Here is a 20,413-nt window from a genome sequence, read left to right as displayed (position 1 = left end):
AAAAACCGTGACGCGGCATGATCTCAACCAGTGCTCACGCGGACATGATCTCCGTATAATCGGGATATTGCACTTTGGAGAGTGCGCCGCCTTCCACCGGAATATTGGCGCCAGTGATATAGCGGGCTTCGGGCGACGCAAGAAACAGCGCCGTAGCGGCCACATCGGCATATTGTCCTACGGAACCGATCATCGTCGTGCGGCCGACAGCGCGATCGAGCGCATCGTGATCGAAATCGGCGGGCAATGTCGATACGTCGTCTTCGTCCGGCCGCACGGTGCCCACCACGATATTGTTGGCTCTTATGCCATGGGCCGCATAGTCGTTCGCCAACTGGCGTCCCAGCGCGTCCATTCCCGCCTTCGCCATGGCATAGGCGCCCATGTTGGGAAGCGCGCGCGTGGCTGGCATCGCCGAAATGTTGAGGATTATTCCATAACCACCCTCAACCATGTGAGGCACAGCATATTTGGAACACCAGAAAGCGCCGAAAAGTCCTATACGCATGGTCTGCTCGAAAACGGCGCTGGGCAGACTATGCAAGGGGCCGAAACCAAATGCTTCAGCGGCGGGCCCGGCATTGTTGACCAGGATAGAGATGCTGCCAAATTCGTCGACGGTGGCGTTGACCAGCGCGCGCACATCCTCCTCCCTTGCAACGTCCACGGCCATATATTTCGCCGCTATGCCGATGTCCCGGAGCGCCTGTTCCGCTGCTCTGCCCGTATCGCGATTGCGGCCTGAGAGCATGACGTTGGCGCCGGCCTCGGCAAAGCGCCGCGCAATGGCAAAGCCGATGCCCGACGCGGAACCGGTGATCAGTGCAGTCTGGCCTGACAATGGCATGGTCATAGATGATCCTTCGCATGGTGCAGGAAAGGAATATGGGCGGAGTGCCAAAAAAGCACCACCCGTCAGATGCCTGCCGTGCCCCATCACCAGTGGAATGTCGCCGTTGCGCCGTATGTCCGCGGCGCGCCGGGGAAACCCATGGCCGGACCGAACGAGGTATAGAAGGTGGAGACGACGTTCAGATAGCGTTTGCTGCCCAGATTGCGTCCCCAGAGCGCGATTTCGACGTCGGGCCGGTTCAGCCGCAGCGCGACCTTGCCGTTTATCAGGCCATAGGCGGGGACAGTGCCGAATTTGTTCGCCTGTTGGTAGACGAGCTGGACATCCGCGGGCTGCAAGGGGGATGCCGTGTCCTGATAGAAAGCTCTTGAGGCGACATAGGCGTAGTCAGCGTGCAGCGTAACCGTGCCGATCGGAATATCCAGGGTCTGCGTGGCGCTCGCGCTGAATGTATATTTGGGTGACTGGGGCACTGTCTCATCCGTGCGGTCGACGATGACCGGCACGCCGTTGACCAGCTGAGTGCCAAAGAAGGACGTATAATTTGCGTGGAGATAGGCGCCGGTTCCACTCAGCTCCATGCCTTTCCAGGGGACGAGCGTCGCCTCGACTTCCAGGCCGTAGGTGCGCGCGCTGCCTGCATTCTGCACATATTGGGTGATGCTGTTGAAAACCGGGTCGAAAGCGTTGACGATGCGCTGGACCTTTTGCTGCCATGAATAGAAGATCGCGGTGTTGGTACGCAGCTTGCGATCGAACAGGTCCATTTTAAAACCGGCTTCGACGTCGCGCACATTTTCGGGATCGAATGCGGGAGAGATTGTGTCGCGGATGTTCCAGCCACCAGCCATCGAGGCACCGCTCGTCTTGGCGTAGATGAACAGATTGTCGGACGCCTGATAATCAAGCCCGAAAGTCCAGGCCGGATAGTGGAAACTGCGATTGCGCGTTTGATTGCAGGGGCCGCCGGGCACATCACGGATGACTGTGCAACTCTCCGGGTCGTCCCGATCCGCCAGGCTGTGGATGACCACTTTTCGTCCATCCCAGGTATAGCGGAAGCCGGCGGTGACCCGCAGTTTATCGGTCAGGTGATAGTTCGCCTGAGCATAAAGCGCGGTCGAGCTGTTGCGTACGTTGCCGTCGGTTCCCGTCGTCACGACTTGCGCCGCCGGTCCTGCGGGATTGAGGAAGCCGAACGATTGGGAATGGTTGATCTCCCTGCCGCGTTCGATGAAATAATATAAGCCACCGATCAGGTCGAGCTTGCCTAATGTCGTGGAGAAATTGGTTTCCTGGCTGAACTGCTTCTGCGCGAAGCGACCGTCGAACGCGACCAGATTGGCTGGAATGCCGCTGATATCCTGGGCGTCGCGGATCAAGCTCTGACGATAAGCGGTGATCGACTTCATATGGATGTCGCCGAAGTCGACATCGAGATTGGCCGATAACCCCTTCGCGCTGCCGATATCGTATGGCTCGTCGAATTCCGGTTTTCCGGTGTTCGCATAGCCGAAATATTGCCGGAAATTTTCCTTCGTCGTCACATAGTCGGCCGGGTTGATGCCGACCATGCCCAATGCGTCGCCTATGGTGAAGCCGGGCGCCAGCTCAAATCCGGAGTTGAAGCCAAGCAATGTCTGCTGCTGGCCGCTGTCGCGATAATGGGAATAATCGCCGGAGATGATCAGCGTCAGCGGAACCGCGTCCGGGGACCAGCGTATGGCCGCGCGGCCATAATAGTCGCCTTTCACGTCGCCCGCAGGCCGGTCGTCAAGGCGCGGATAGCTGCCATAGCCATCATGCTTCTGGAAACGGAATACCCCCCGAACAGCGAGTTCGTTGCTCAACGGCACGTTCAACACGCCCTCGACCAGCCGCTGGCTGTAGTTGCCGACGCCGAGGCGCAGCAATCCTTCGAACTTGTCCGATGGTTTGTTGGTTGTAACGCTGAGAGCGCCGCCAATCGTGTTGCGGCCAAAGAGCGTGCCCTGCGGACCACGCAGGATTTCCACGCGATTGACGTCGAGCACATCGACGTTCGCAGCAATCGGACGCGCGATGTAAACGCCGTCGACATAGACACCCACGGCGGGGTCTGAATTCGTGCCGGGGGAATTCTGCGCTTCTCCGCGAATGGCGAGTTGGGCTTGCGTTGGCGCGCTGGTTCCACCCACGCCGATGGACAGGTTCGGTGCGCGGCCCTGAAGATCGCTTACCCCCATGACCTGCTGGCGGGCGAGCGATTCCCCGCCCAGGGCGGTAACCGCGACCGGCGTCGTCTGCAGGCTTTCATCGGTTCGCCGGGCCGTTACAATGATATCTTCGACACCGGTGGAGGTGGAAGCCGACGTCGCGTCGCCAGTCCGGGTCGCTGGCGCGGTGTTCTGCGCCCACGCCGGCGTGACAACCAACGCGGCCGCCGCCGCCCCGCAAAGCAGGTTCATCGTTTTCATCCCTCTCTCCCATTATCTCGCGGTCTTTGCCCGTGTTTGTTCAAAGCATTGTAATAATTACGTCATTCCGGCCACCGCCGCGTCAGCGCATCCCAATCGGCGTCCGCAAGGCGTATGACCTTGGTTTGGGGCAGGACTAGTTTGGCGGGATGAATCCAGCGCGACATCATGTGGCCTTGGACATGCCCCAGCGTTTCGAGCCAATTGCCCGCAGCGGGTCGTTGGTCGGACACAACGAGCGTCATGCTGCCGTCTGCATTCGCGATGGCCTGATTATTGTTGAGGAGGATACGGCCCTTCGTATAGTCGAGGGACTCGAGCCAGAAATTGTAGAGACACAGGTTCCATGCTTCATGCACCGGTACCTCGGGCCACTGGATGGCCAGCGCCTCACCTTCCGCAAGGTCGAATGACCCCCAGAAATAGGCGTAATTGGGATCTCCGCCCAACGACAGCATGAAATCCTGATCGACGCGGGGAAGCGTGTTGGGCTTCCTCCGCATCGCGGCCGCCAGGTTGAGAAAAGTACGCCCGGTGTTCTCGAAGAAGGACTGCGCCTGCTCCGACCGGGCCAAGGCTTCGGTCAGGAGAGGAGGAGCCTGCATGATTTTGCCGATCGGCGCGATTTTGAAGGACATCTCCCTTTCGCTGGAACGGTCGGCGAAGGTTTGCCGCACCATCACGCTGTTGGTTTCGGGGTCCATATGGACGCCGTTCGCTTCTAGATTTTTGCTGCTGAGAACGACTCTGAAATTTCCGTCGGCGTCGGTCTGAACATCGGGACCGTCCAGCACGCCGGTGATTTCATACTTGGCGTTCAACGACATCTTCGCCGTGGTGAAGTTGAAATAGTTTACGCTGCCGACATTGCCGACAATCTCATATTCTCGCGTCCCGTCCACATATGCGAGCGCGTAGAGACTGTCGGGATTGTCCAGGCCCCATTTGAGATGTTCGTTATATACATTCGCGAGAAAGGGGTCTTGCGGATCGGAATATTCGACGAACTTCTCGATCCCGCTCCGCAGTAATCGTGTTAGATAACGCAGCCCCTCTGCCTGCGAGACGGCGTCGGCCTGTTCCGCGGTCATCAATATGTCCCGCCCAGCGTGCATAAGCCCGGTGCAGAAGGCATCCCACCGCTTGATTGCATCGCCGATTGCAAGTTTCGTCATGGCTTCGCCCTAGGCTTGGATCGGCCGAAACACATGGCCAATCAAAAATATGTTGATGATTACTCGGAAATTTCAGGCATTACGCCGAAAAATGCCTCATATCGTGCGTAAACATTTCTTTCATCTTGGACGACGTGATGAGGTGTTAGCTCATATTCATGTTTACCGAACTTACCTTTCGTCTTTTGTTCCAAAAATTGGAGCATATTCTGCTCGACTTCTGGCAAAAGCTGCATATCGAGATCATCGTAGATCTTTCTGATCGACGCCATGGGATCGGTCATGAATTCCGCATAGTGAAAATTGGCGAAGCGGCCGCGCGGCAGATCGCCGCTTTCGATCAGGGCGATCACTTCGTCCCAAGCCGCAGCGCGATCCACCGCCGAAGATAGCGACCAACTTTCGCGTCCGCCATTGCCCCAGGGATTGTCGGTTCTCAGCCAGTATAATGTGCCCATGACGCTCACGACGGAGTCTGCCGTCACCAGGGGGTCCCGATGCGTAAAGATCACGCGCATGTCGGGAAAGACCTGCAGTATCTTGCGAAGGTGAGGGAGGTGCGATGGGCTTTTCATCAGCCAGTGGCGCCCCTGATGCTGCGATTGGAGAACTTGCAGCGTGAGCTTCTGCCACTCCAGTGTCTGGGTCAGATCCTGCGTCTTCAGATAACGAGCATATGACGGAATCTGAAAAGCGATCGTGAAGACGTCGGACAGGAAGGCCGGATATTCAGTTTCCAGACTCTCCACCGGGAGTTCCGCGCCAGACTTGTGGGCTGACTTGAATTCGGGGGTCATTTCTTCAAGCAGGTCGTTGTAAGAGGCAGCGCGCGCGTTTCGGTCCTCTACGTCAGTGCTTCCCACCTCTGACGGTGCACAGGGAAACAGCGCCTCCGATTTGGTGACGACCTGAAACTGCGGATCCTGCGCCAGCACCTCGAACAGTATCGTCGTACCCGAACGCGCATAGCCGGTGATGAACAGCGGGCGGTCGATCGGCCTCTGCACGATCTCGGGCGACGTCTTGGCGGCCGCGACCATCCGCAACCGGGCCTGAAGATACATCAGCAATTCGCATCGAGTCAGCAATCTGCCGGCGAAATGGAGATCGGCCTCGTCATCCAGGGCATGCGCCAGAACCTCAAGATGCTGCCGCCAATCGCCTTCGCCGAAATCTTCAAGACCAGTGGATTCAATCGCTTGGGCGATCAGGGATTCTGGCTTTAGCGGAATGATCGCCCTGACATCCAGGCCTTCGCCAAGAGCGTTCAGCTTCGCCATCCATTCAGGGCGCGGCGCCGGCTTCCAGGCCTCGCGCCGGTCATAGGTTTCCCCGTGCATTCCTCATCCCGCTTGTTTCTAATTATGGGGGACGTTATGCATAATTATAGGAGTCAACTCCAACGGCATTTGTTGACCTCGAGTCAACCTGCAGGCTGGAATGTATGAAACGGACGGAATGAAACGCGACAGCGCCGTGACGATCGCCCGCATCCTGGACGCGGCGGAGCAGGAGTTTTCGGCTCATGGCTTGCTTGCAGGTCGGGTGGATGAAATTGCCCGGCTTTCCGGCTGCAGCAAGCAGCTCGTCTACCGCTATTTTGAGAGTAAGCATGGCCTTTATCAGGCGGTGCTGGACGATATTTCGCGACGTCATGAAGCCCATTTGATCAGGCAGGATTATGATAGCCTGCCGCCCATTGACGCGCTGTCTCTGTTCGTCAGCCGCCTCTTCGATATACAGAAGCGCAACGGCGGGCATGTCATTCTGGACCTTGCCCAGCAACAGGAAAATGACGAACACCCAATCTATTACAAACAGTGGCCGCAACTGGTTGGCAAGATTGTGGCATGCTTGGAAAAGATCATCGAACGGGGGCGCGAAGCTGGCGACTTTTCGGACGATATCGAAACCGACGATCTCTTGATACTGATCAATGTCATGACCAACGGTTCGATTTCCTTCGGGCGTTTCATAGCAAAGATGATGTCAAAGGACATGACGCAGGATCAGGCCGGACATTATATGGAAGAGCTTGGTCTCCTTTTCATCCTCAAGGCCATGCGCAAGATGCCGGTCACGGTGGATGCCTGATCCGACTGCAACGACGCGGCACACACCGCCCATGGCCAAATAGTGTCACCAGACGAGCCGCAGTTGCTCCACATGAATGACATTGCCCAGGAAAAAGGGAACCCTGAAGCCGGGCTCTATGGAAAAGGACGGGATCGCGGCCAGGAATTCCTGCATGGCGATCTGAAGCTCTCTGCGCGCGAGATGCTGGCCGAGGCAACGATGAATGCCGAAGCCCAAGGTCAAATGGGAAGGCTTGCGGTCCAGCCTCACTTCGTTGGGCTGATCATATAGATCGGGGTCGCGGCCAGCCAGCGGGGTTGACATGGCGACATAATCGCCGGGCATGATCGTCACCCCATCCAGAGTATAGGGATTGCGGCATATCCGCAGGGTGGTGACGGCTGGATAGGCGCGAAGCAGTTCCTCGATGGCGACGACTACCTTCGAGGGCTGGGCGCGCAGCATCTCCTGATCTTCGGCATGGGTGGCGAGATGATGAAAATGCAGACCCAGATTGGCGGTCACGGTATCCAGGCCGCCCAGATAGAGATTCATGCAATGGCCGAACACTTCCTCATCGGTCCAACGCCGTCCATCCACTTCCAGTTGGAGCGTCTTGCTGATCAGATCGTCACCCGGATTCTTCTTTCGATCGGCGATCGCTTTCAGCAAATAGGTTTTGACCGCCCGCACGGTGATCGCACGGCTGCCATTGTCGTTGCTACGCAACAATATATTTTCCCATTCCAGGAACTGGTCGATTTCGGCCAGCGGAAAGTCCAGCAAATCCAGAAAGATCGTGACCGGAAAGGGAATAGCGAAATCCTTCACGAATTCGCAATGGCCCTTGTCCTTGAACCTGTCGACGTAATGGCGGGCGCGTTCACGAACGCGTCCATCCAGAGCGGCCATTCTCGCAGGCGAAAAGCCCGGATTGAGAGCCGTGCGGAATCCCGAGTGGCGGGGAGGATCCAGTTCGGTCGGGATGATGTCCCAATTTTCACCGATCAAGCTCGCGAGTTGAGTATTCCCCTGCTTGTAGAAATTTTCCGTGTCGTTGTAGATCGCGCGAATATCGGCAGCGCGACGAATGACCCAGCCGGGCACGGGCCCTTGCAGCACGTTGCGCGCATAGAATATGTCGGGGCCTGCGTGGATCTGCGGAATGACCGCATCATAGGGATTATCGTATGTGATTTCACGGTCGAAGAGACGGCATTCACGCACTCTCTCTGACGGAATATGCGCGGGTATTGCCTGAGCAGTGGTAGCCATTTGATCCTCCGTCCTGACGCTGCTTGTCTCCCCGCTGCTGCGGGGCGGCGGGCATTTGTCGTCGGACATTAATCTCAAGTCGTGGATATTCAATATACTTATAAGAATAAGTGATTATTCTTATATAATGAATAAATGGTAGAGCGACTAGCTGCCATGCTCGGCAATAGCATTGTCGATGATGCGTACCAAAGGCGAAATACGAGGAAAGCCGACATAAGGCAAAGCCGTCAGGAGGACGGCTTGCAGTTCATCCGCGTTCAACTCCCCGTTACGCAACGCTGATTTGGAGTGGATTTCAAAAAGAGAGGAATCCGCGCCCAATCCGGCGATGATGCCCAGGACGATCAACCGTTTGTCACGAAAGCTGAGTGTTTCATTGCCCCAGATGTCGTTGAACATCTTCATGGCCAAGCCGGACAGAGCCTTGCTCTCGATAACGGGAGGCGGTGCAATAACGTCGCCATAGCATTTTTCGAAAATCTCCTTCCCACGCGCAATCATTTCATCTTCAGTCATCGCTCATCCTTCTCGATCAATGCCGCCGCCAGCCATTGCCGTAGTGATTGGCGCTGGCGGGGCTTGTCATACCATGGGAGGGGAACGCTCAGGCCTCGGACGTAGAGGTCAGTGCTGGAATTATCCTCAGCTCTTCAGGAATATGTTCTGCGCCTATCCTGCGATCAATTTCCTGATGATACCAATATAACGCACGCTCCTGACGTCCCATTAATACTCCCGGCATCAGGCCGCTTGCCGCCGCGCGCTGCAGGCTGGCGAAGAGTCGCAGATCCTCCGCTAGGATCGCTTCGGTATTGCGGCGCATGTCCTGCCAGAAGTCTGCGTCGGCCTTCCCGTTGCTCTTCCAGCCGAACAGTGGCGCCTCCATAACGCTCGTGTTCGGACTCACCGGCCAGAAAGTCTGCCAGGCAAATCCGACGGGATCCAGCGCCGTAAAGCCATTTGGGAAGAAGGGCAGGCCCATGGTTGCTTCCCTGAATTGCTGAGCGGTTTCTCCGTCGGCGGTCCTGTCGGTCTGGAAAACGGTTTCACCCTGCTTCTTGCGGGTAAGGAAACGGGCATGGCCATTGCGTAGCAGGGTCACATCGAAGCTTTTGGAATCAAGATAGGGTGCCAGCGATACGGCGTGCACCGTGTTGACGTGATAAATTTCCAGGAAATTGTCGTAGGCGACCTTCCAGTTGCATGGCATCTCGACAGTGATCCACTGCTTGACCTCCATTTCCTCAAGGGGGAAATCTTCCATCTGCGCTGCCATCGGCGCTAGAAAATCCGCCAGAGGTTCTGCGCGCTGGTCCAGATTCAGGTAGATCATGCCGCGCCAGATCTCACACCGCACAGGGATCAGCCCATGCTCCGCCTTGTCAAGGCAGGGGAAGTCCTGCTGCTCGGGCACGGACTTCAGCCTGCCTTCAAAATCATAGCCCCAGGCGTGATAGGGGCAGACGAACCGGCGAGCGTTTCCTTTGGGCTCCAGCAACAATGCCGACCCGCGGTGCCGGCAGATATTATGGAACGCACGCGCCTCGCCATCCCCGCCACGACTGATGATGATCGACAGGCCGACCTTTTCAAAAAGCTTGTAGGAGCCGTTATCAGGCAACTCGCTGACATGGCCGGCATGCAGCCACGTCCTTCGCCACAGATGTTCCATTTCCAGATCATGGAAGCGTGGATCAGTATATCGACCGGCGGGCACAGGCCGCATCGCGGCAATCTGGTCCATCGACCCAGATCGTGTTCCATTGGAAGTCGCGGGGGTGTCCTGGCTTGCATGAGTGCCGTTCATCGCTTCTCTCCCTTGATCAACAGATAGTGGATCGACTCTCGCATCGTTTTCAATATCATATATGTCATCTATGATTATGCATAGCATGATCGGTTGATGCCAAAGCTAGGCGTAGTATATTCATATATCAGGATTATTTTTCATTCAGATCGATCAGGGGCAATCCTGTCAGGACCGCTTCATCAAAGTCATCGCTGCAATACAGCTTTAGGCTTGATGTGGTATATCATGCACGATAGCCTGAAATTGCATGAATGATGATGCGCCTCGATGTTGTCTGCATATGGCTGGCAAGCGCTCCGCGCCATTCCTCGTTCTGCAACATGCAAAAGAAAAATTGAGAAGGAAATGCCTGTGGAGCGTTTGGACGGACGGGTAGCGATCGTGACGGGCGGCGGCGGTCGCATCGGAGCCGCGACTGCGCGAAGGCTGGCGAGCGAGGGCGCGAAAGTGATCGTCGCCGATCGGTCGCGAGAAGCGGCCGAAAGCGTGGCCAGAGACATTGGCGATTGCGCTCTGCCCTTCATATTCGATGCCGGAGAACCGGAATCGATCCGGGCCATGGTCGAAACGACAGTCCAGCGCTTCGGCCGGATCGACATTCTCCACAATAACGCCGCCTTGCTCGACGTAGATTTCCTGAACAGCGACACCGATGTGGTGAACATATCATTGCCGGCTTGGGACAAGACCATGGAAGTCAATGTCCGCGGCTATGTCGTCGCATGCAAACATGCGATCCCCCACATGCGGGCAGTGGGTGGCGGCGTCATCATAAATACTTCGTCAAACGCGGCCCTGGCCGGTGACAGCGCGCGGATCGCCTATGGCGCGTCGAAGGCTGCGATCAACGCGCTAACGCGGCACATTGCAACCCAGCATGGCCGCGAGAATATCCGCTGCAATGCGGTGTCGCCGGGCCTCATCACCGATCCCGAACTGGAGGCGCGCTTTCCAGATTTGCATGCAGTCAGCGCGCGTCACACCCCATTGCCGCGCTATGGGCGAGGCGAGGATATGGCGGCGCTTGTCGCATTTCTTGCTTCGGATGACGGATCGTTCATCACGGGTCAGGTCATATGCTGCGACGGAGGCATGTTAGCGCATCAACCCACTTATGCGGATATCATCGAAAATCCGTCTCTCTAGCGGGAAACCTTGCTTGGATGTTGGAGATTTGCGGCCCTCCGCTTGCACTGCGGCTATAGCTCTTATCTACGAAGACCTGTTACAATCCCGTGATCGAAGGGACGGGTAAAGTGAACTTAGTGAAATCGAGGGATTTGGAAAGCGGCGGCATATCCCTGGAAAAAAGAAAGCCGAACCGGCGGGGGCGACCGCGGATTGAGGACGGGCCGGTGCTTGATCGCGAAAGACTGGCCGCGACCTTGCTGGACATCGCGCGCCACGAAGGCGTGACGGGTCTTCAGATGCGACCCGTGGCATCGGCTTTGGGCGTGTCCCCGAAGGTTCTTTACGGTCATGTGACTGACAAGCAGGGCATGCTCGAAATTCTGGTCGAAACGATTCTGGACGCCTGCATGCCCGACGTCCGGGACAAGCCATGGGACGAGACCTTGCGTGCGATGGCCGGCGCGTTGCACCAGGCATATAAGCCGTTTCCAGGTGTGCTGGATGTAGTTCTGGCGCAAGGCTGCGACGTACTGCAGCAACCTTATACGAAGTGGTTCCACGCCACGGCCCATGCTGCGCTGACAAATGCCGGCATACCGCAGAAAAAAGTCTATCACGTCTTTGTTCGATTTGCCGTCATCGTGATGGGCAGCGTGCTTTACGAGGAGAGCAATGCACGCAGCGCCGACCCGTCAGAATCCCAGGAATCGTTAGATCAGTGTTTTGAAGAAAATGTCGAAATGTTCCTGAAAGACGTTGAACGCATGGCAAGCGACTGCGCCGGAACCGATGGATAAGCCGCAGGCCGGCACATCATCGCTTTCCGGTAGGAACATCGCTGCCGCCACCCACCGGGTGGCGGCATTCTTCAATCAGAATCGCACCGTCACGGTGCCGCCATAGGTGCGCGGAGCACTGGGGAACTGCTCGCTGGACCCCAAGCCCGTATAGCTGTTGAAGGCGTTGCTGAACCATTTCTCGTTGGCCAGATTCTTGCCCCAGATTGCAAATTCGATGCCCGAATCCATCTGTAAGGAAATCTGGCCGTTCACTAGAGAATAAGCCTTATTTCGCGCAGATTCATTACCGATCGCAACCGCTGCCGCCTGTGCCGGATCGCCAGTGGTAAAGTAATCGAAATAGCGTGCCGCAGTATAGGCATAATCGATATGGAACGCCAGCTTGCCGCTATCGATGTCGAAGGTCTGCGTTGCGCCAGCGTTCGCGGTATATTTGGGCGCCTGGGTTACAGGCTCCCCCGAACGATCGACCGGAACAACCAGACCGTTGACAAGCTGGTTCTCCGTGCGACTGCCCCTGACATACGCCGCGTGCAGATAGGCGGCGCTGCCGGTCAACTCCATGCCCCGCCACGGGATCAGCGTGCCTTCAAACTCGACGCCATAGGTGCGAACCTTGCCGGAATTGCTGACAAACTGGGTCAGCTGGGTCTGCCCGTCGCCGTCGACAAATGTTGTGGTGACGATGCGCTGGACCTTCGACTGCCAGGCATGGAAAAACGCAAGGTTGGTCCGCAGCCGGCGGTTAAGAAATTCGCCCTTGATGCCAACCTCAACGTCCTTGACATGCTCGGGGTCGAAGGCGCTTGAATATTCCGGTGGCACGGGTCGGCCATTATAACCGCCTGACATCGACGCTCCGCTGGTCTTGGCATAGACAAAAATGTCCGGTGACAGCTTATAATCAATGCCTGCCGTCCATGCGGGATACTTGAATTTCACCTTGTTGGGGTCGTCGCAGGGAGCAACGCTCGCCGGCAGCCCGGCATTGATCCCGCCGGAACAGATTGGATCTGCGGCGCGATAATCGTCAACGCCATGACGATTTATGAAGCGCGTATCCCAGGTGTACCGTATGCCTCCCGTGATACGCAGGGAATCCGTGGCATTGTAGTTCACCTGTGCAAACACACCCTTGGACTCGGCATAATAGTTGGCGAGGCTACCACGGAAATTCTCTGCGGGAGTATTGTACAGGATCGCCGATTGGGTTTCCTCCGTACCTGATTCACGGAAGTAGTAGATGCCGCCAATATAATCGAGACGGCCCAGACTCCCGGAAAGCTGCAGTTCCTCGCTGAACTGATGATTGTGGTAGATGCTCACAAAGCCACCCACGCCGGTTGGCGTTCCCGACAGATCCTGGCTGTTGGCGCTGTGCGACTTGCGATAGCCCGTGATCGACTTGATCGAAACGTCACCCAGATCGATGTCGAGATTCGCGGTAATCGAACCCGCCTTGGTCAGGCTGAAGGGGTTGTCGATCTTTGGGTCGCCCGTTTGGGGCGCGCCATAGACCGTGCGCCAGCTGTTCGACAGGAGGAATTGACGCTGATCGGCAGGCACGAATTGCGGATTCAGATATTGGGTAATCGGCCCGGCATTGCCGAAGTTGAAATTCTCATAACCCGGTGTTCCCGCCTGGGAAAGGGCATAAAAGGACGCGAGCGCGCCGTCGGGGTTGATGGCGACGGTGGAAACGCCAGCGCCATGATCCCGATAATGGGTATAATCTCCGATGATGTTCAGCGTCACCGGCAGCGACGTCGGTTCCCACTTCAGCGATCCGCGGAGATAATATTCGCCATCGACATCGCCCTGCCGGCGTCCAAGGAAGGGATTTTTGAAATAGCCGGCATGACGGTCGTATCGACCCGCGAAGCGGGTAGCGAGTTCATCCGTCAAGGGAATGTTGACAACGCCTTCGACAAGCCGCTGGCCATAATTGCCCGTGCCCAGCTTTGCATAACCTTCGAAACGGTCGGTCGGTTTTTGCGATGTGAGGTTGAGGGCGCCGCCCGTGGTATTGCGACCGAACAGCGTCCCCTGCGGGCCGCGCAGGACTTCGGCGCTCGCCATGTCCAGAAAACCCAAATTGCCCACTACCGGGCGCGCCACGTATACGCCGTCGATATAGATTCCAACCGATGCGTCGGAAAAGGATGTTGGGCTGTTCTGAGCCTGACCACGGATCGCCAGGAAGACCAGCGAGCCGGGACCGGTGCCGCCGCCGCCCACGCTCAGGCTGGGCGCCGTGCGGCCAAGATCCGAGACCGAGGCGATCTGGCGCTGTACAAGGCTTTCGCCGCTAAGGGCTGTCACTGCCACAGGCGTGGTTTGCAGCGCTTCACTTGTGCGCCGCGCCGTGACCACGATATCCTGGAGTTGGTCTTCAGATGCAGTCGATGTCGCCTGGGGCGTTGCGGTCGAAGTTTCTCCCGCCGCTTGGGCGGAGGCCGATTCCGCCATCGCCAATGCGGTGATCGCTACCATGGCGGAGCCGGACAGGAGGCGCTTAAACAGTCTGTTATGCTGCATGTTCAAATTCTCTCTCTCTCTCACTCATTTTGACAGAGGCCCAGCCGTTTTCACGGGAGCTCTGTTCTCGTTGAAGTCGTCATAGAAGCGATGGCGGCTTGGCTTTGCCGGCTCGATCAGCCCGCCAAGAGTGCTTCGATGGAGCGAAGTGGCTCCTCGCCATTCCAGTTCAGATGCAGCGCGTGAAGCCGTTCGGTAATAGCGTCATATGCGATGCGATCGAACTCGAGCACTTCCAGAAAACAGCCGATCGTATCGCGCGCGTCGAAGAATGCGTTTCGCCCCATTCCGGGTAAGTGCAGGGAGAGCGCTTCTACAAATCCGCTCGCTCGATACGCCTCGCACTGGGCGTCATAGGCCGCGGCATCCAGCGGCTTGATGCTTGGGTAGATGTGATGCAGCGCGCCTTCGCCCTTCACGTCCAGCACTTCGCGAATGATGGACGGTGCAGCGTTCGCTGGTTGCAGCAATTCAATTAAAGTCGTCCCTAGGAAACCGATCGCGGACCGAAACGCATCCTCGGCCGGTTCGCCCCGGTAGCGGTTCCCTGGACTTGGCTCGAACGCCATGACGATGAACGGACCCGCGCCGGTAGTCTTTGCCCACCGGTCGACAGCGGCCTCGATATTTTCCGTGACGAAGCAGATCTCCGTCACGCTCCCGATCGGCACTGGCATGGACTTGTCCTGACTAAATCGGTTGCTTGGCAGCGGTTTCGATCTTGCGCTCGTAAAGGTCTCCACCGAAGACCTGCCGGACGTAGAAGGTATCGAAATATTCGTGCAGCCTGATGATACGGTCGCCTTCGAATTCGACGACATGGTGATAAGTATTGCAATAGGTTCGGCCGTCGGGGAAGGCCATGTCGCCCCGGAGTTCGACGGCAACCTTGTTCCCTTCAGCGACCGTTCCCATTACGCGCAGGTCATGCTTGGTTAATTGACCTTCCGTCTCGGTCGCCAGAGCGCGGACTCGGGCATGTGACAGTTCGCCTTGTCCGATGATCCACCATGTGGCGTGCGGATGGAAAGCTTCGTCTGCATCGACCCACCGATTTTCGGCCAGCGCGATCATAGCGTCACATGCGCGCTTACGGAGAAATTCAAGCCTGTCGTCCATAATCCGCTCCTTGTTGACCTGGGGTGTAGATTGTCGTGCTGTTATACTTCAGCGCTGCAGGATATGATGGCTCAATACAACGAAGCCGATATTGGCGGTGAGGAGGCTGATACCGCTTGCGAACAGTGTGAGCGCGATTGTGAGAGCGCCCAAGACCGCTATGAACCGGCGCCACAGAGGCCAGGCGGGGAAGCAAACAATCCGATGATAACCAGCGCCGCGCCATCCAGGCCCAGGAGGCGGACCGCTTGCTTCCCGCGCTGACTGACGACTGACTTGCATGAAACCCACTCCGTCGGCTGTTCACGCTTCTATGGCGCGACTCGCATTCGTTGGACCTCAAACTTCTCCTTCGTCGGCCGGAATGCAAATTAAAAATAATACCTTGTTTCCTTTTTATAGTGGAATATTATGCATAGATTAGGAATCGAGGCCCTGAAGGGATGGCGCTTGGAGAATCCTGCGCTGCCGTGCATCCTGACGGAAGTAGCTCGTATAAGTGACACACACAGGAGTGAGGATGATGGAGCTGGATGTGGAGAAGGCCCTGGCCGAATTCGATGTCGGCTTGGGCAGGATGCACCCCGATGAAGATATAATCCGTACGGGCAAGGTTGCTTCGGACACCTATTTGTCGAAAAATCGCTTCGATCAGGAAATGGAAGTTTTCCGTCGCGTCTGGCTCAATGTTGGCCTGGAATCCGACGTGCCGAAACCTGGCAGCTGGATCGTCCGGGATGTCGAAGCCGGAAAGGCGTCGATACTCATAGCCAGGGGCCAGGACGGGATCATCCGCGCTTTCCATAATGTCTGCTCCCACCGCGCGCTGAAGCTGGTTTGGGGCGAGCAGGGATGCGACTCCCAGTTCGTCTGTCCCTATCATGCCTGGAGCTATGCGTCGGATGGTCGTCTTCGCGGCGTGCCTGACCGGGCCGCTTCCTTCCCTGACCTGGATTTTGCAACCTCCGGCCTGACCCCGATTGCGATCGAAGTCTGGAAGGGCCTCATCTTCATCAATCTCGATCCCGAACCCGCGCAAACCCTGCGCGATTTCCTCGGTGGGGTCATGGATCTGCTCGAGGATACGCCTCTCGACCGGTTCCGCTATACCGCCCGGCTTTCGGGCGTGGTCCAGTCCAACTGGAAAGCGGGGTTCGACGCCGCCAGCGAGGGCTATCATGTCCGGGCGCTGCATGCCGACAGCGCCAAGGATATGGTGTGTTCGCAGAAAAATCCGCACGTTCATTTCGTCTCGCTCGACGTTTATGGCCCCCACAGGCGAACGTCCAACACGCGAAACCCGGATTTCGTCGTGCCGGAGAGCAAGCCCATCCAGAAGCTGATATTCGAGGCCGTGCCGCAGGTGACAGTCGCCGATGCGGCGGAACGGGGGGCTTTCGACGTCGCCGGCCTCAACCCGACGCAGGATGAGGATTGGAGCAACGAACAGATATCCATCTTTCCCAACTGTATCCTCAGCCTTGCGATGCACGGGTTCTGGACGATGCATTACTGGCCGATTTCGCCCGACAGCTTTCGCTGGGAGGCGCATTACCACTTCGCCAAGTCTCCGCAGACATGGACCGAGCGTTTCGGCATGGAAGCGAGCGTCGCGTTCAACCGGGACATCTCCAGCGAAGATATCGCCTGCACGGAAAAGCAACATACGGCGATGGAGTCAGGCGCGAAGCCATTCATCCAGTTCGGGATTTACGAGATGATCTGCCGCCACCAGGCCGCGGTGCTGGAAAGCATCGTCAATGGCAGCCATGCGACCCCCATGGTCCTGGCAGCGGAATAGGAGCGCAACTCATGGCCAATTTCAACCAGGCGCTGCCCGCAGCCTTTGCCGATTTGCAGTCTTTCGTCCCGATCTGGGGTTCGCTCGAAACGGCGGAAGCGCGCTATCTCCAACGGCAGGCCTCCCGTCAGGAAGAGCTGCGCGCCTTCTATGACGCGATGGAACCCAGGATCAGGGATATCCTTTCCTATCTGGATGACTTTCCTGCCGATCATGATCTTCCGGCGTCCGAACATGCGCTGTTTCAACTGGCGCTTGGGCTGACGGAGGCGGCGGCCGCCATCGAGGTCTATGGCGCGCCTTGCGTGCCTTTTGTCGATGCTCCACACCATGTGAAGATCGACTGGAACGATGGCGTCATCTGAGGCGAGGTCCACTTGGAACCTCGGATAATAATGAGAATTGGGTAGAGATCATGGCCAAACTGATGACGTTGATAAAACGGTCGCCGGACGTTTCCGCAGAGCAGTTCCGCAGTTATTGGCGAGACATCTTCCTTCCCCAGCTTCGTGCACTACCGCTTTGTGCCGATTCCTTGTCCCGGGCTGTTCATCATCATGTCGTGCCGAAAGACGTCCGTAGCGGAGAGGGCTTCACGCCGCAGGATTGGGCGGGCGTCGGCTGTTACTATTTCGACAATCATGATGATCCACAGACATTGCTGTCGACTCCCGCTTTTCACGATTTGTTCGCGGATTCATCACATATTGCCAAAGCCACCCATCTGATCGTCGATGAAATCTGGATGTATAATCGCGACAAGTCCCATCTGCCGCTTAAGATGTTTTCCTTCTTTAAGCGACTGCCGCGCTTTACGCGCGCGTTCGCCCATGAATATTATCTGACGCTGCACGCCGATGTTGGGGCGTCGATCAACAAGAACCGGACTGTACGTTATATCCAGAATCACGTGCTTCAGACCTACCGCAATCCCGACGCTGAATATGATTTCGATGCCGGTCCGGAAATCTGGTTCAAATCGATGGAGATAGCCGACGATCTTTTCGCGGATGCCGAAGGGATGGCCATCCTGAGCGCAGACGAAGAGCGCTTCTGCGACAGGCCCTATAATATATTCTTCATGACTGATGAGCAGCAGGTCTTCTCACGCGATAATTAGGCGGCGTAAAAAGACCCGCAATAGCCGCTTTCCCCAATGCCTCTCGGACTGTCCGTTACGGGATGGCTCCGCCGACATTGGGAGCGAGACGATCGACCAATATGGCGCTGGCCTCGTTCAGGCCGACCACCTCGACAGCAATGCCATGGTGTCTCATCTTGGTCACAACGTCCTCGAGCGCGCCAACGGCGGTGACATCCCAAAAATGGCTGGCGGTCAGGTCAATTCGCACGCGGCGCACGGTATCGCGCAGATCGAATTGATCCGCGAAAATATCGGCGCTGGCGAAGAATATCTGGCCTGACACCGTATAGGTTCGCGTGTCGGCTTCCTCATCATGGTGCGATGTAACCCGCATCAAACGCGTCACCTTGAAGGCGAAGAACACGCCGCTGAGCAACACGCCGACCGCGACGCCGGCCGAGAGGTCGTGGGTTGCGACTGTTACAACCACCGTTGCCAGCATAACGACGCCTGAAACCTTGGGATGGAGCGCGAGGTCGCGGAACGACCCCCAGGAGAAGGTGCTGATCGACACCATGATCATGATCGCTACCAGCGCGGCCACGGGAATCTGCGCCACCCATGGGCGGAGCGGCACCATGATGACAAGCAGGAACAGGCCCGCGACCAGCGTGGAGAGCCGCCCGCGCCCACCATAGCGGACATTGCCCACCGTCTGGCCGATCATGCCGCAGCCAGCGATGCCGCCGAACAGCCCCGCGGCCACATTGGCAAGGCCCAGGCCGGTGCATTCCTGCGCCTTTGAACTGGTGGTTTCAGTAAGATCATCGACGACGCTGGCGGTCATCATCGATTCAAGAAGGCCGACTGCTGCCATGGCAAGGGCATAGGGGGCCACGATTTTGAGCGTTTCCCATTCGAACGGAATCGCCGGGAGCGTGAAGGAAGGCAATGAAGCGGGCAGGCGACCAAGGTCCGCAACGGTGTGGATCGGCATAGGAAAGACCAGGCTGATCGCGGTCAGTATGACGATGCAGATGAGAGGCGAGGGAATGACGGTTGTCACCCTTGGCACCAGATAGATGATCGCGAGACCGCCCGCGATCATGGCATAGCTGTGCCAGCTGACATTCAGCATCTGGGGCACCTGTGCCGAGAAGATGAGGATCGCAAGCGCATTGACGAAGCCGGTGCGTACGGATCGCGAGACGAAACGCATCAGCACGTCCAGCTTCATGAGGCCGAAGGCGATCTGCAACAGTCCGGCAAGCAGGGTGGCGGCCAGCAGATATTGCAGGCCATGACTGTGGACCAGCGCGGCTGCGACCAGCGCGACTGATCCGGCCGCGCCGGAGATCATCGCCGGGCGCCCTCCCGTGAAGGCGATCACGATACCGATCATGAAGGAGGCGAACAGTCCCACTTCCGGGTCGATGCCTGCCACGAAGGAGAAGGCTATAACTTCTGGAATCAGCGCGAAGGTGGCGACCATTCCGGCCAATATGTCGCGGCGTGCATTGCCCGCGCCGCTAAACCATTGGGCGCGGTAACGTGAAAGAGATTGTGCATTCATCAGGAGGGACCAGCCGAAAATTCAGGCATGTCGCGAAGAGATGTGGCGGTATGTCATCCGGCCATGCGACGCACGTTGTCCGGCGGATCGGCGGCCGGAATAGCCACCCGGAATTTCACCGGGTCCATACGAATCCGCTTCACCTAATACAGGCGGCACCAGCGCACAACCTTGTCATAAGGTGAAGGGATGGCCGGCTTGGGGATGGAGCCAGTGCATATTCGTTCCGCACATCAAACAAGGACATATGCGGCACCCCGTAAATTTGGCCGATGCGACTCGGCTGGCCGAAAGGCGGGAGGTTGGGAGGGTTTCGATGGCAATTTCACTGATTCAAAAGCCCACCGGCGGCGAGCGTGCTCAGCGGCGCCTCGTCACTCCATCGCCGGAACCGCACGTTGCCCCGAATGGTTCAGCTTGCACAAGGAGAACAGAGATGAAGATGCGTGGAATGAATGTCGCGGTTATCGCGACGCTGGTGCTGACGGGCGCTTCGGTATCGGCCTGCCGTGACGGACGACCGGGCTATAACAGCGATCGGCGTCATGGCCATGACCGGGACCACAGGCATGATCGGCACGACCGCCATGGTCGCCATGATAGAAATGATAGAAGCTGGTCCCGCTGATCGGCCTTCTCTTGACCGATAACTGGAGGATGGCCGGTTCTGCGGATTTGGCGATCTACGTGGCATGAGACACCGGTAAGTCCTATAACGA

General features: G+C 57.4%; 18 protein-coding genes and 1 other annotated feature. Of the genes, 7 read left to right on the top strand and 11 right to left on the bottom strand.

Features of this window, described 5'->3' with window-relative positions:
• Nucleotides 1-34: 34 nt before the first annotated feature.
• From LDB26_RS16565 to LDB26_RS16550, 4 genes are all read right to left on the bottom strand, one after another.
• On the bottom strand, nucleotides 35-853 hold the full coding sequence (locus tag LDB26_RS16565; RefSeq protein ID WP_257539246.1) for an SDR family NAD(P)-dependent oxidoreductase: 819 nt from the start codon (nucleotides 851-853) through the stop codon (nucleotides 35-37).
• An 83-nt stretch (nucleotides 854-936) separates the two neighbouring features.
• Nucleotides 937-3,309: a TonB-dependent receptor gene (locus LDB26_RS16560; RefSeq protein ID WP_257539245.1), complete on the bottom strand. Its 2,373-nt coding sequence runs from the start codon at nucleotides 3,307-3,309 to the stop codon at nucleotides 937-939.
• Between the two features lie 62 nt (nucleotides 3,310-3,371).
• Nucleotides 3,372-4,484, bottom strand: coding sequence for a DUF1214 domain-containing protein (locus LDB26_RS16555; RefSeq protein WP_257539242.1), 1,113 nt, complete (start codon nucleotides 4,482-4,484; stop codon nucleotides 3,372-3,374).
• A gap of 59 nt (nucleotides 4,485-4,543) precedes the next feature.
• Nucleotides 4,544-5,824, bottom strand: a complete 1,281-nt coding sequence (locus LDB26_RS16550; protein ID WP_257539241.1) for a sulfotransferase — start codon at nucleotides 5,822-5,824, stop codon at nucleotides 4,544-4,546.
• Between the two features lie 118 nt (nucleotides 5,825-5,942).
• Between LDB26_RS16550 and LDB26_RS16545 the strand changes: the two genes are divergently transcribed.
• Nucleotides 5,943-6,578, top strand: coding sequence for a TetR/AcrR family transcriptional regulator (locus LDB26_RS16545; RefSeq protein WP_197413654.1), 636 nt, complete (start codon nucleotides 5,943-5,945; stop codon nucleotides 6,576-6,578).
• 45 nt (nucleotides 6,579-6,623) lie between these two features.
• Here LDB26_RS16545 and LDB26_RS16540 read toward each other — a convergent pair whose 3' ends face one another.
• The 3 genes from LDB26_RS16540 to LDB26_RS16530 all read right to left on the bottom strand — a co-directional run bounded on the left by LDB26_RS16540 (nucleotide 6,624) and on the right by LDB26_RS16530 (nucleotide 9,582).
• Nucleotides 6,624-7,835, bottom strand: coding sequence for a cytochrome P450 (locus tag LDB26_RS16540; protein ID WP_257539240.1), 1,212 nt, complete (start codon nucleotides 7,833-7,835; stop codon nucleotides 6,624-6,626).
• Between the two features lie 147 nt (nucleotides 7,836-7,982).
• A complete protein-coding gene (locus tag LDB26_RS16535) occupies nucleotides 7,983-8,354 on the bottom strand; it encodes a carboxymuconolactone decarboxylase family protein (RefSeq protein ID WP_062061707.1) in 372 nt (123 codons plus the stop codon).
• An 88-nt stretch (nucleotides 8,355-8,442) separates the two neighbouring features.
• The gene (locus tag LDB26_RS16530; RefSeq protein WP_257539239.1) at nucleotides 8,443-9,582 is read right to left on the bottom strand and encodes an aromatic ring-hydroxylating dioxygenase subunit alpha; all 1,140 of its coding nucleotides are present in this window, start codon (nucleotides 9,580-9,582) and stop codon (nucleotides 8,443-8,445) included.
• Nucleotides 9,583-9,999: 417 nt separating this feature from the next.
• Between LDB26_RS16530 and LDB26_RS16525 the strand changes: the two genes are divergently transcribed.
• Nucleotides 10,000-10,794: an SDR family NAD(P)-dependent oxidoreductase gene (locus LDB26_RS16525; RefSeq protein WP_373886126.1), complete on the top strand. Its 795-nt coding sequence runs from the start codon at nucleotides 10,000-10,002 to the stop codon at nucleotides 10,792-10,794.
• An 89-nt stretch (nucleotides 10,795-10,883) separates the two neighbouring features.
• Entirely contained in the window at nucleotides 10,884-11,576 is a 693-nt protein-coding gene (locus LDB26_RS16520; RefSeq protein ID WP_257539238.1) for a TetR/AcrR family transcriptional regulator, read from the top strand.
• Between the two features lie 75 nt (nucleotides 11,577-11,651).
• Here LDB26_RS16520 and LDB26_RS16515 read toward each other — a convergent pair whose 3' ends face one another.
• From LDB26_RS16515 to LDB26_RS16505, 3 genes are all read right to left on the bottom strand, one after another.
• Entirely contained in the window at nucleotides 11,652-14,117 is a 2,466-nt protein-coding gene (locus LDB26_RS16515; RefSeq protein WP_257539237.1) for a TonB-dependent receptor, read from the bottom strand.
• Nucleotides 14,118-14,233: 116 nt separating this feature from the next.
• Nucleotides 14,234-14,794, bottom strand: a complete 561-nt coding sequence (locus tag LDB26_RS16510) for a VOC family protein (RefSeq protein ID WP_257539236.1) — start codon at nucleotides 14,792-14,794, stop codon at nucleotides 14,234-14,236.
• 13 nt (nucleotides 14,795-14,807) lie between these two features.
• Complete coding sequence (locus LDB26_RS16505) at nucleotides 14,808-15,236, bottom strand: nuclear transport factor 2 family protein (RefSeq protein ID WP_257539235.1); 429 nt, start codon at nucleotides 15,234-15,236, stop codon at nucleotides 14,808-14,810.
• Nucleotides 15,237-15,756: 520 nt separating this feature from the next.
• Between LDB26_RS16505 and LDB26_RS16500 the strand changes: the two genes are divergently transcribed.
• The 3 genes from LDB26_RS16500 to LDB26_RS16490 are packed head-to-tail and all read left to right on the top strand — an operon-like array spanning nucleotide 15,757 to nucleotide 18,157.
• Nucleotides 15,757-17,037, top strand: coding sequence for an aromatic ring-hydroxylating dioxygenase subunit alpha (locus LDB26_RS16500; RefSeq protein ID WP_257539233.1), 1,281 nt, complete (start codon nucleotides 15,757-15,759; stop codon nucleotides 17,035-17,037).
• Nucleotides 17,038-17,048: 11 nt separating this feature from the next.
• The gene (locus tag LDB26_RS16495; protein ID WP_257539231.1) at nucleotides 17,049-17,402 is read left to right on the top strand and encodes a hypothetical protein; all 354 of its coding nucleotides are present in this window, start codon (nucleotides 17,049-17,051) and stop codon (nucleotides 17,400-17,402) included.
• A 50-nt stretch (nucleotides 17,403-17,452) separates the two neighbouring features.
• Nucleotides 17,453-18,157 carry an EthD domain-containing protein gene (locus tag LDB26_RS16490; protein WP_257539229.1) on the top strand — a complete coding sequence of 235 codons (705 nt, stop codon included), beginning with the start codon at nucleotides 17,453-17,455 and terminating at the stop codon, nucleotides 18,155-18,157.
• 55 nt (nucleotides 18,158-18,212) lie between these two features.
• Here the strand turns inward: LDB26_RS16490 and LDB26_RS16485 are convergent, their stop codons facing one another.
• The gene (locus tag LDB26_RS16485; protein ID WP_257539227.1) at nucleotides 18,213-19,694 is read right to left on the bottom strand and encodes a SulP family inorganic anion transporter; all 1,482 of its coding nucleotides are present in this window, start codon (nucleotides 19,692-19,694) and stop codon (nucleotides 18,213-18,215) included.
• Nucleotides 19,695-19,767: 73 nt separating this feature from the next.
• Nucleotides 19,768-19,823: a sequence feature (sul1 is cis-regulatory element that is thought to sense ions involved in sulfur or methionine metabolism; They are found in Alphaproteobacteria), on the bottom strand.
• A 307-nt stretch (nucleotides 19,824-20,130) separates the two neighbouring features.
• On the opposite strand from LDB26_RS16485, the gene LDB26_RS16480 reads away from it, so the two are divergent.
• Nucleotides 20,131-20,322: a hypothetical protein gene (locus LDB26_RS16480; RefSeq protein WP_257539225.1), complete on the top strand. Its 192-nt coding sequence runs from the start codon at nucleotides 20,131-20,133 to the stop codon at nucleotides 20,320-20,322.
• Nucleotides 20,323-20,413 lie beyond the last annotated feature (91 nt).

It is taken from the genome of Sphingobium sp. CFD-1 (assembly GCF_024611115.1).
GTDB classification, from domain to species: Bacteria; Pseudomonadota; Alphaproteobacteria; order Sphingomonadales; family Sphingomonadaceae; genus Sphingobium; species Sphingobium baderi_A.
This window is presented reverse-complemented; position numbering and strand designations above follow the sequence as displayed.

Coding starts and splice junctions, on each gene's coding strand:
- LDB26_RS16560 (WP_257539245.1), bottom strand. CDS start 3,309: ATGAAAACGATGAACCTGCTTTGCGGGGCGGCGGCGGCCGCGTTGGTT.
- LDB26_RS16550 (WP_257539241.1), bottom strand. CDS start 5,824: ATGCACGGGGAAACCTATGACCGGCGCGAGGCCTGGAAGCCGGCGCCG.
- LDB26_RS16485 (WP_257539227.1), bottom strand. CDS start 19,694: ATGAATGCACAATCTCTTTCACGTTACCGCGCCCAATGGTTTAGCGGC.
- LDB26_RS16500 (WP_257539233.1), top strand. CDS start 15,757: ATGATGGAGCTGGATGTGGAGAAGGCCCTGGCCGAATTCGATGTCGGC.
- LDB26_RS16565 (WP_257539246.1), bottom strand. CDS start 853: ATGACCATGCCATTGTCAGGCCAGACTGCACTGATCACCGGTTCCGCG.
- LDB26_RS16515 (WP_257539237.1), bottom strand. CDS start 14,117: ATGCAGCATAACAGACTGTTTAAGCGCCTCCTGTCCGGCTCCGCCATG.
- LDB26_RS16540 (WP_257539240.1), bottom strand. CDS start 7,835: ATGGCTACCACTGCTCAGGCAATACCCGCGCATATTCCGTCAGAGAGA.
- LDB26_RS16480 (WP_257539225.1), top strand. CDS start 20,131: ATGAAGATGCGTGGAATGAATGTCGCGGTTATCGCGACGCTGGTGCTG.
- LDB26_RS16505 (WP_257539235.1), bottom strand. CDS start 15,236: ATGGACGACAGGCTTGAATTTCTCCGTAAGCGCGCATGTGACGCTATG.
- LDB26_RS16555 (WP_257539242.1), bottom strand. CDS start 4,484: ATGACGAAACTTGCAATCGGCGATGCAATCAAGCGGTGGGATGCCTTC.
- LDB26_RS16510 (WP_257539236.1), bottom strand. CDS start 14,794: ATGCCAGTGCCGATCGGGAGCGTGACGGAGATCTGCTTCGTCACGGAA.
- LDB26_RS16490 (WP_257539229.1), top strand. CDS start 17,453: ATGGCCAAACTGATGACGTTGATAAAACGGTCGCCGGACGTTTCCGCA.
- LDB26_RS16495 (WP_257539231.1), top strand. CDS start 17,049: ATGGCCAATTTCAACCAGGCGCTGCCCGCAGCCTTTGCCGATTTGCAG.
- LDB26_RS16535 (WP_062061707.1), bottom strand. CDS start 8,354: ATGACTGAAGATGAAATGATTGCGCGTGGGAAGGAGATTTTCGAAAAA.
- LDB26_RS16530 (WP_257539239.1), bottom strand. CDS start 9,582: ATGGACCAGATTGCCGCGATGCGGCCTGTGCCCGCCGGTCGATATACT.
- LDB26_RS16545 (WP_197413654.1), top strand. CDS start 5,943: ATGAAACGCGACAGCGCCGTGACGATCGCCCGCATCCTGGACGCGGCG.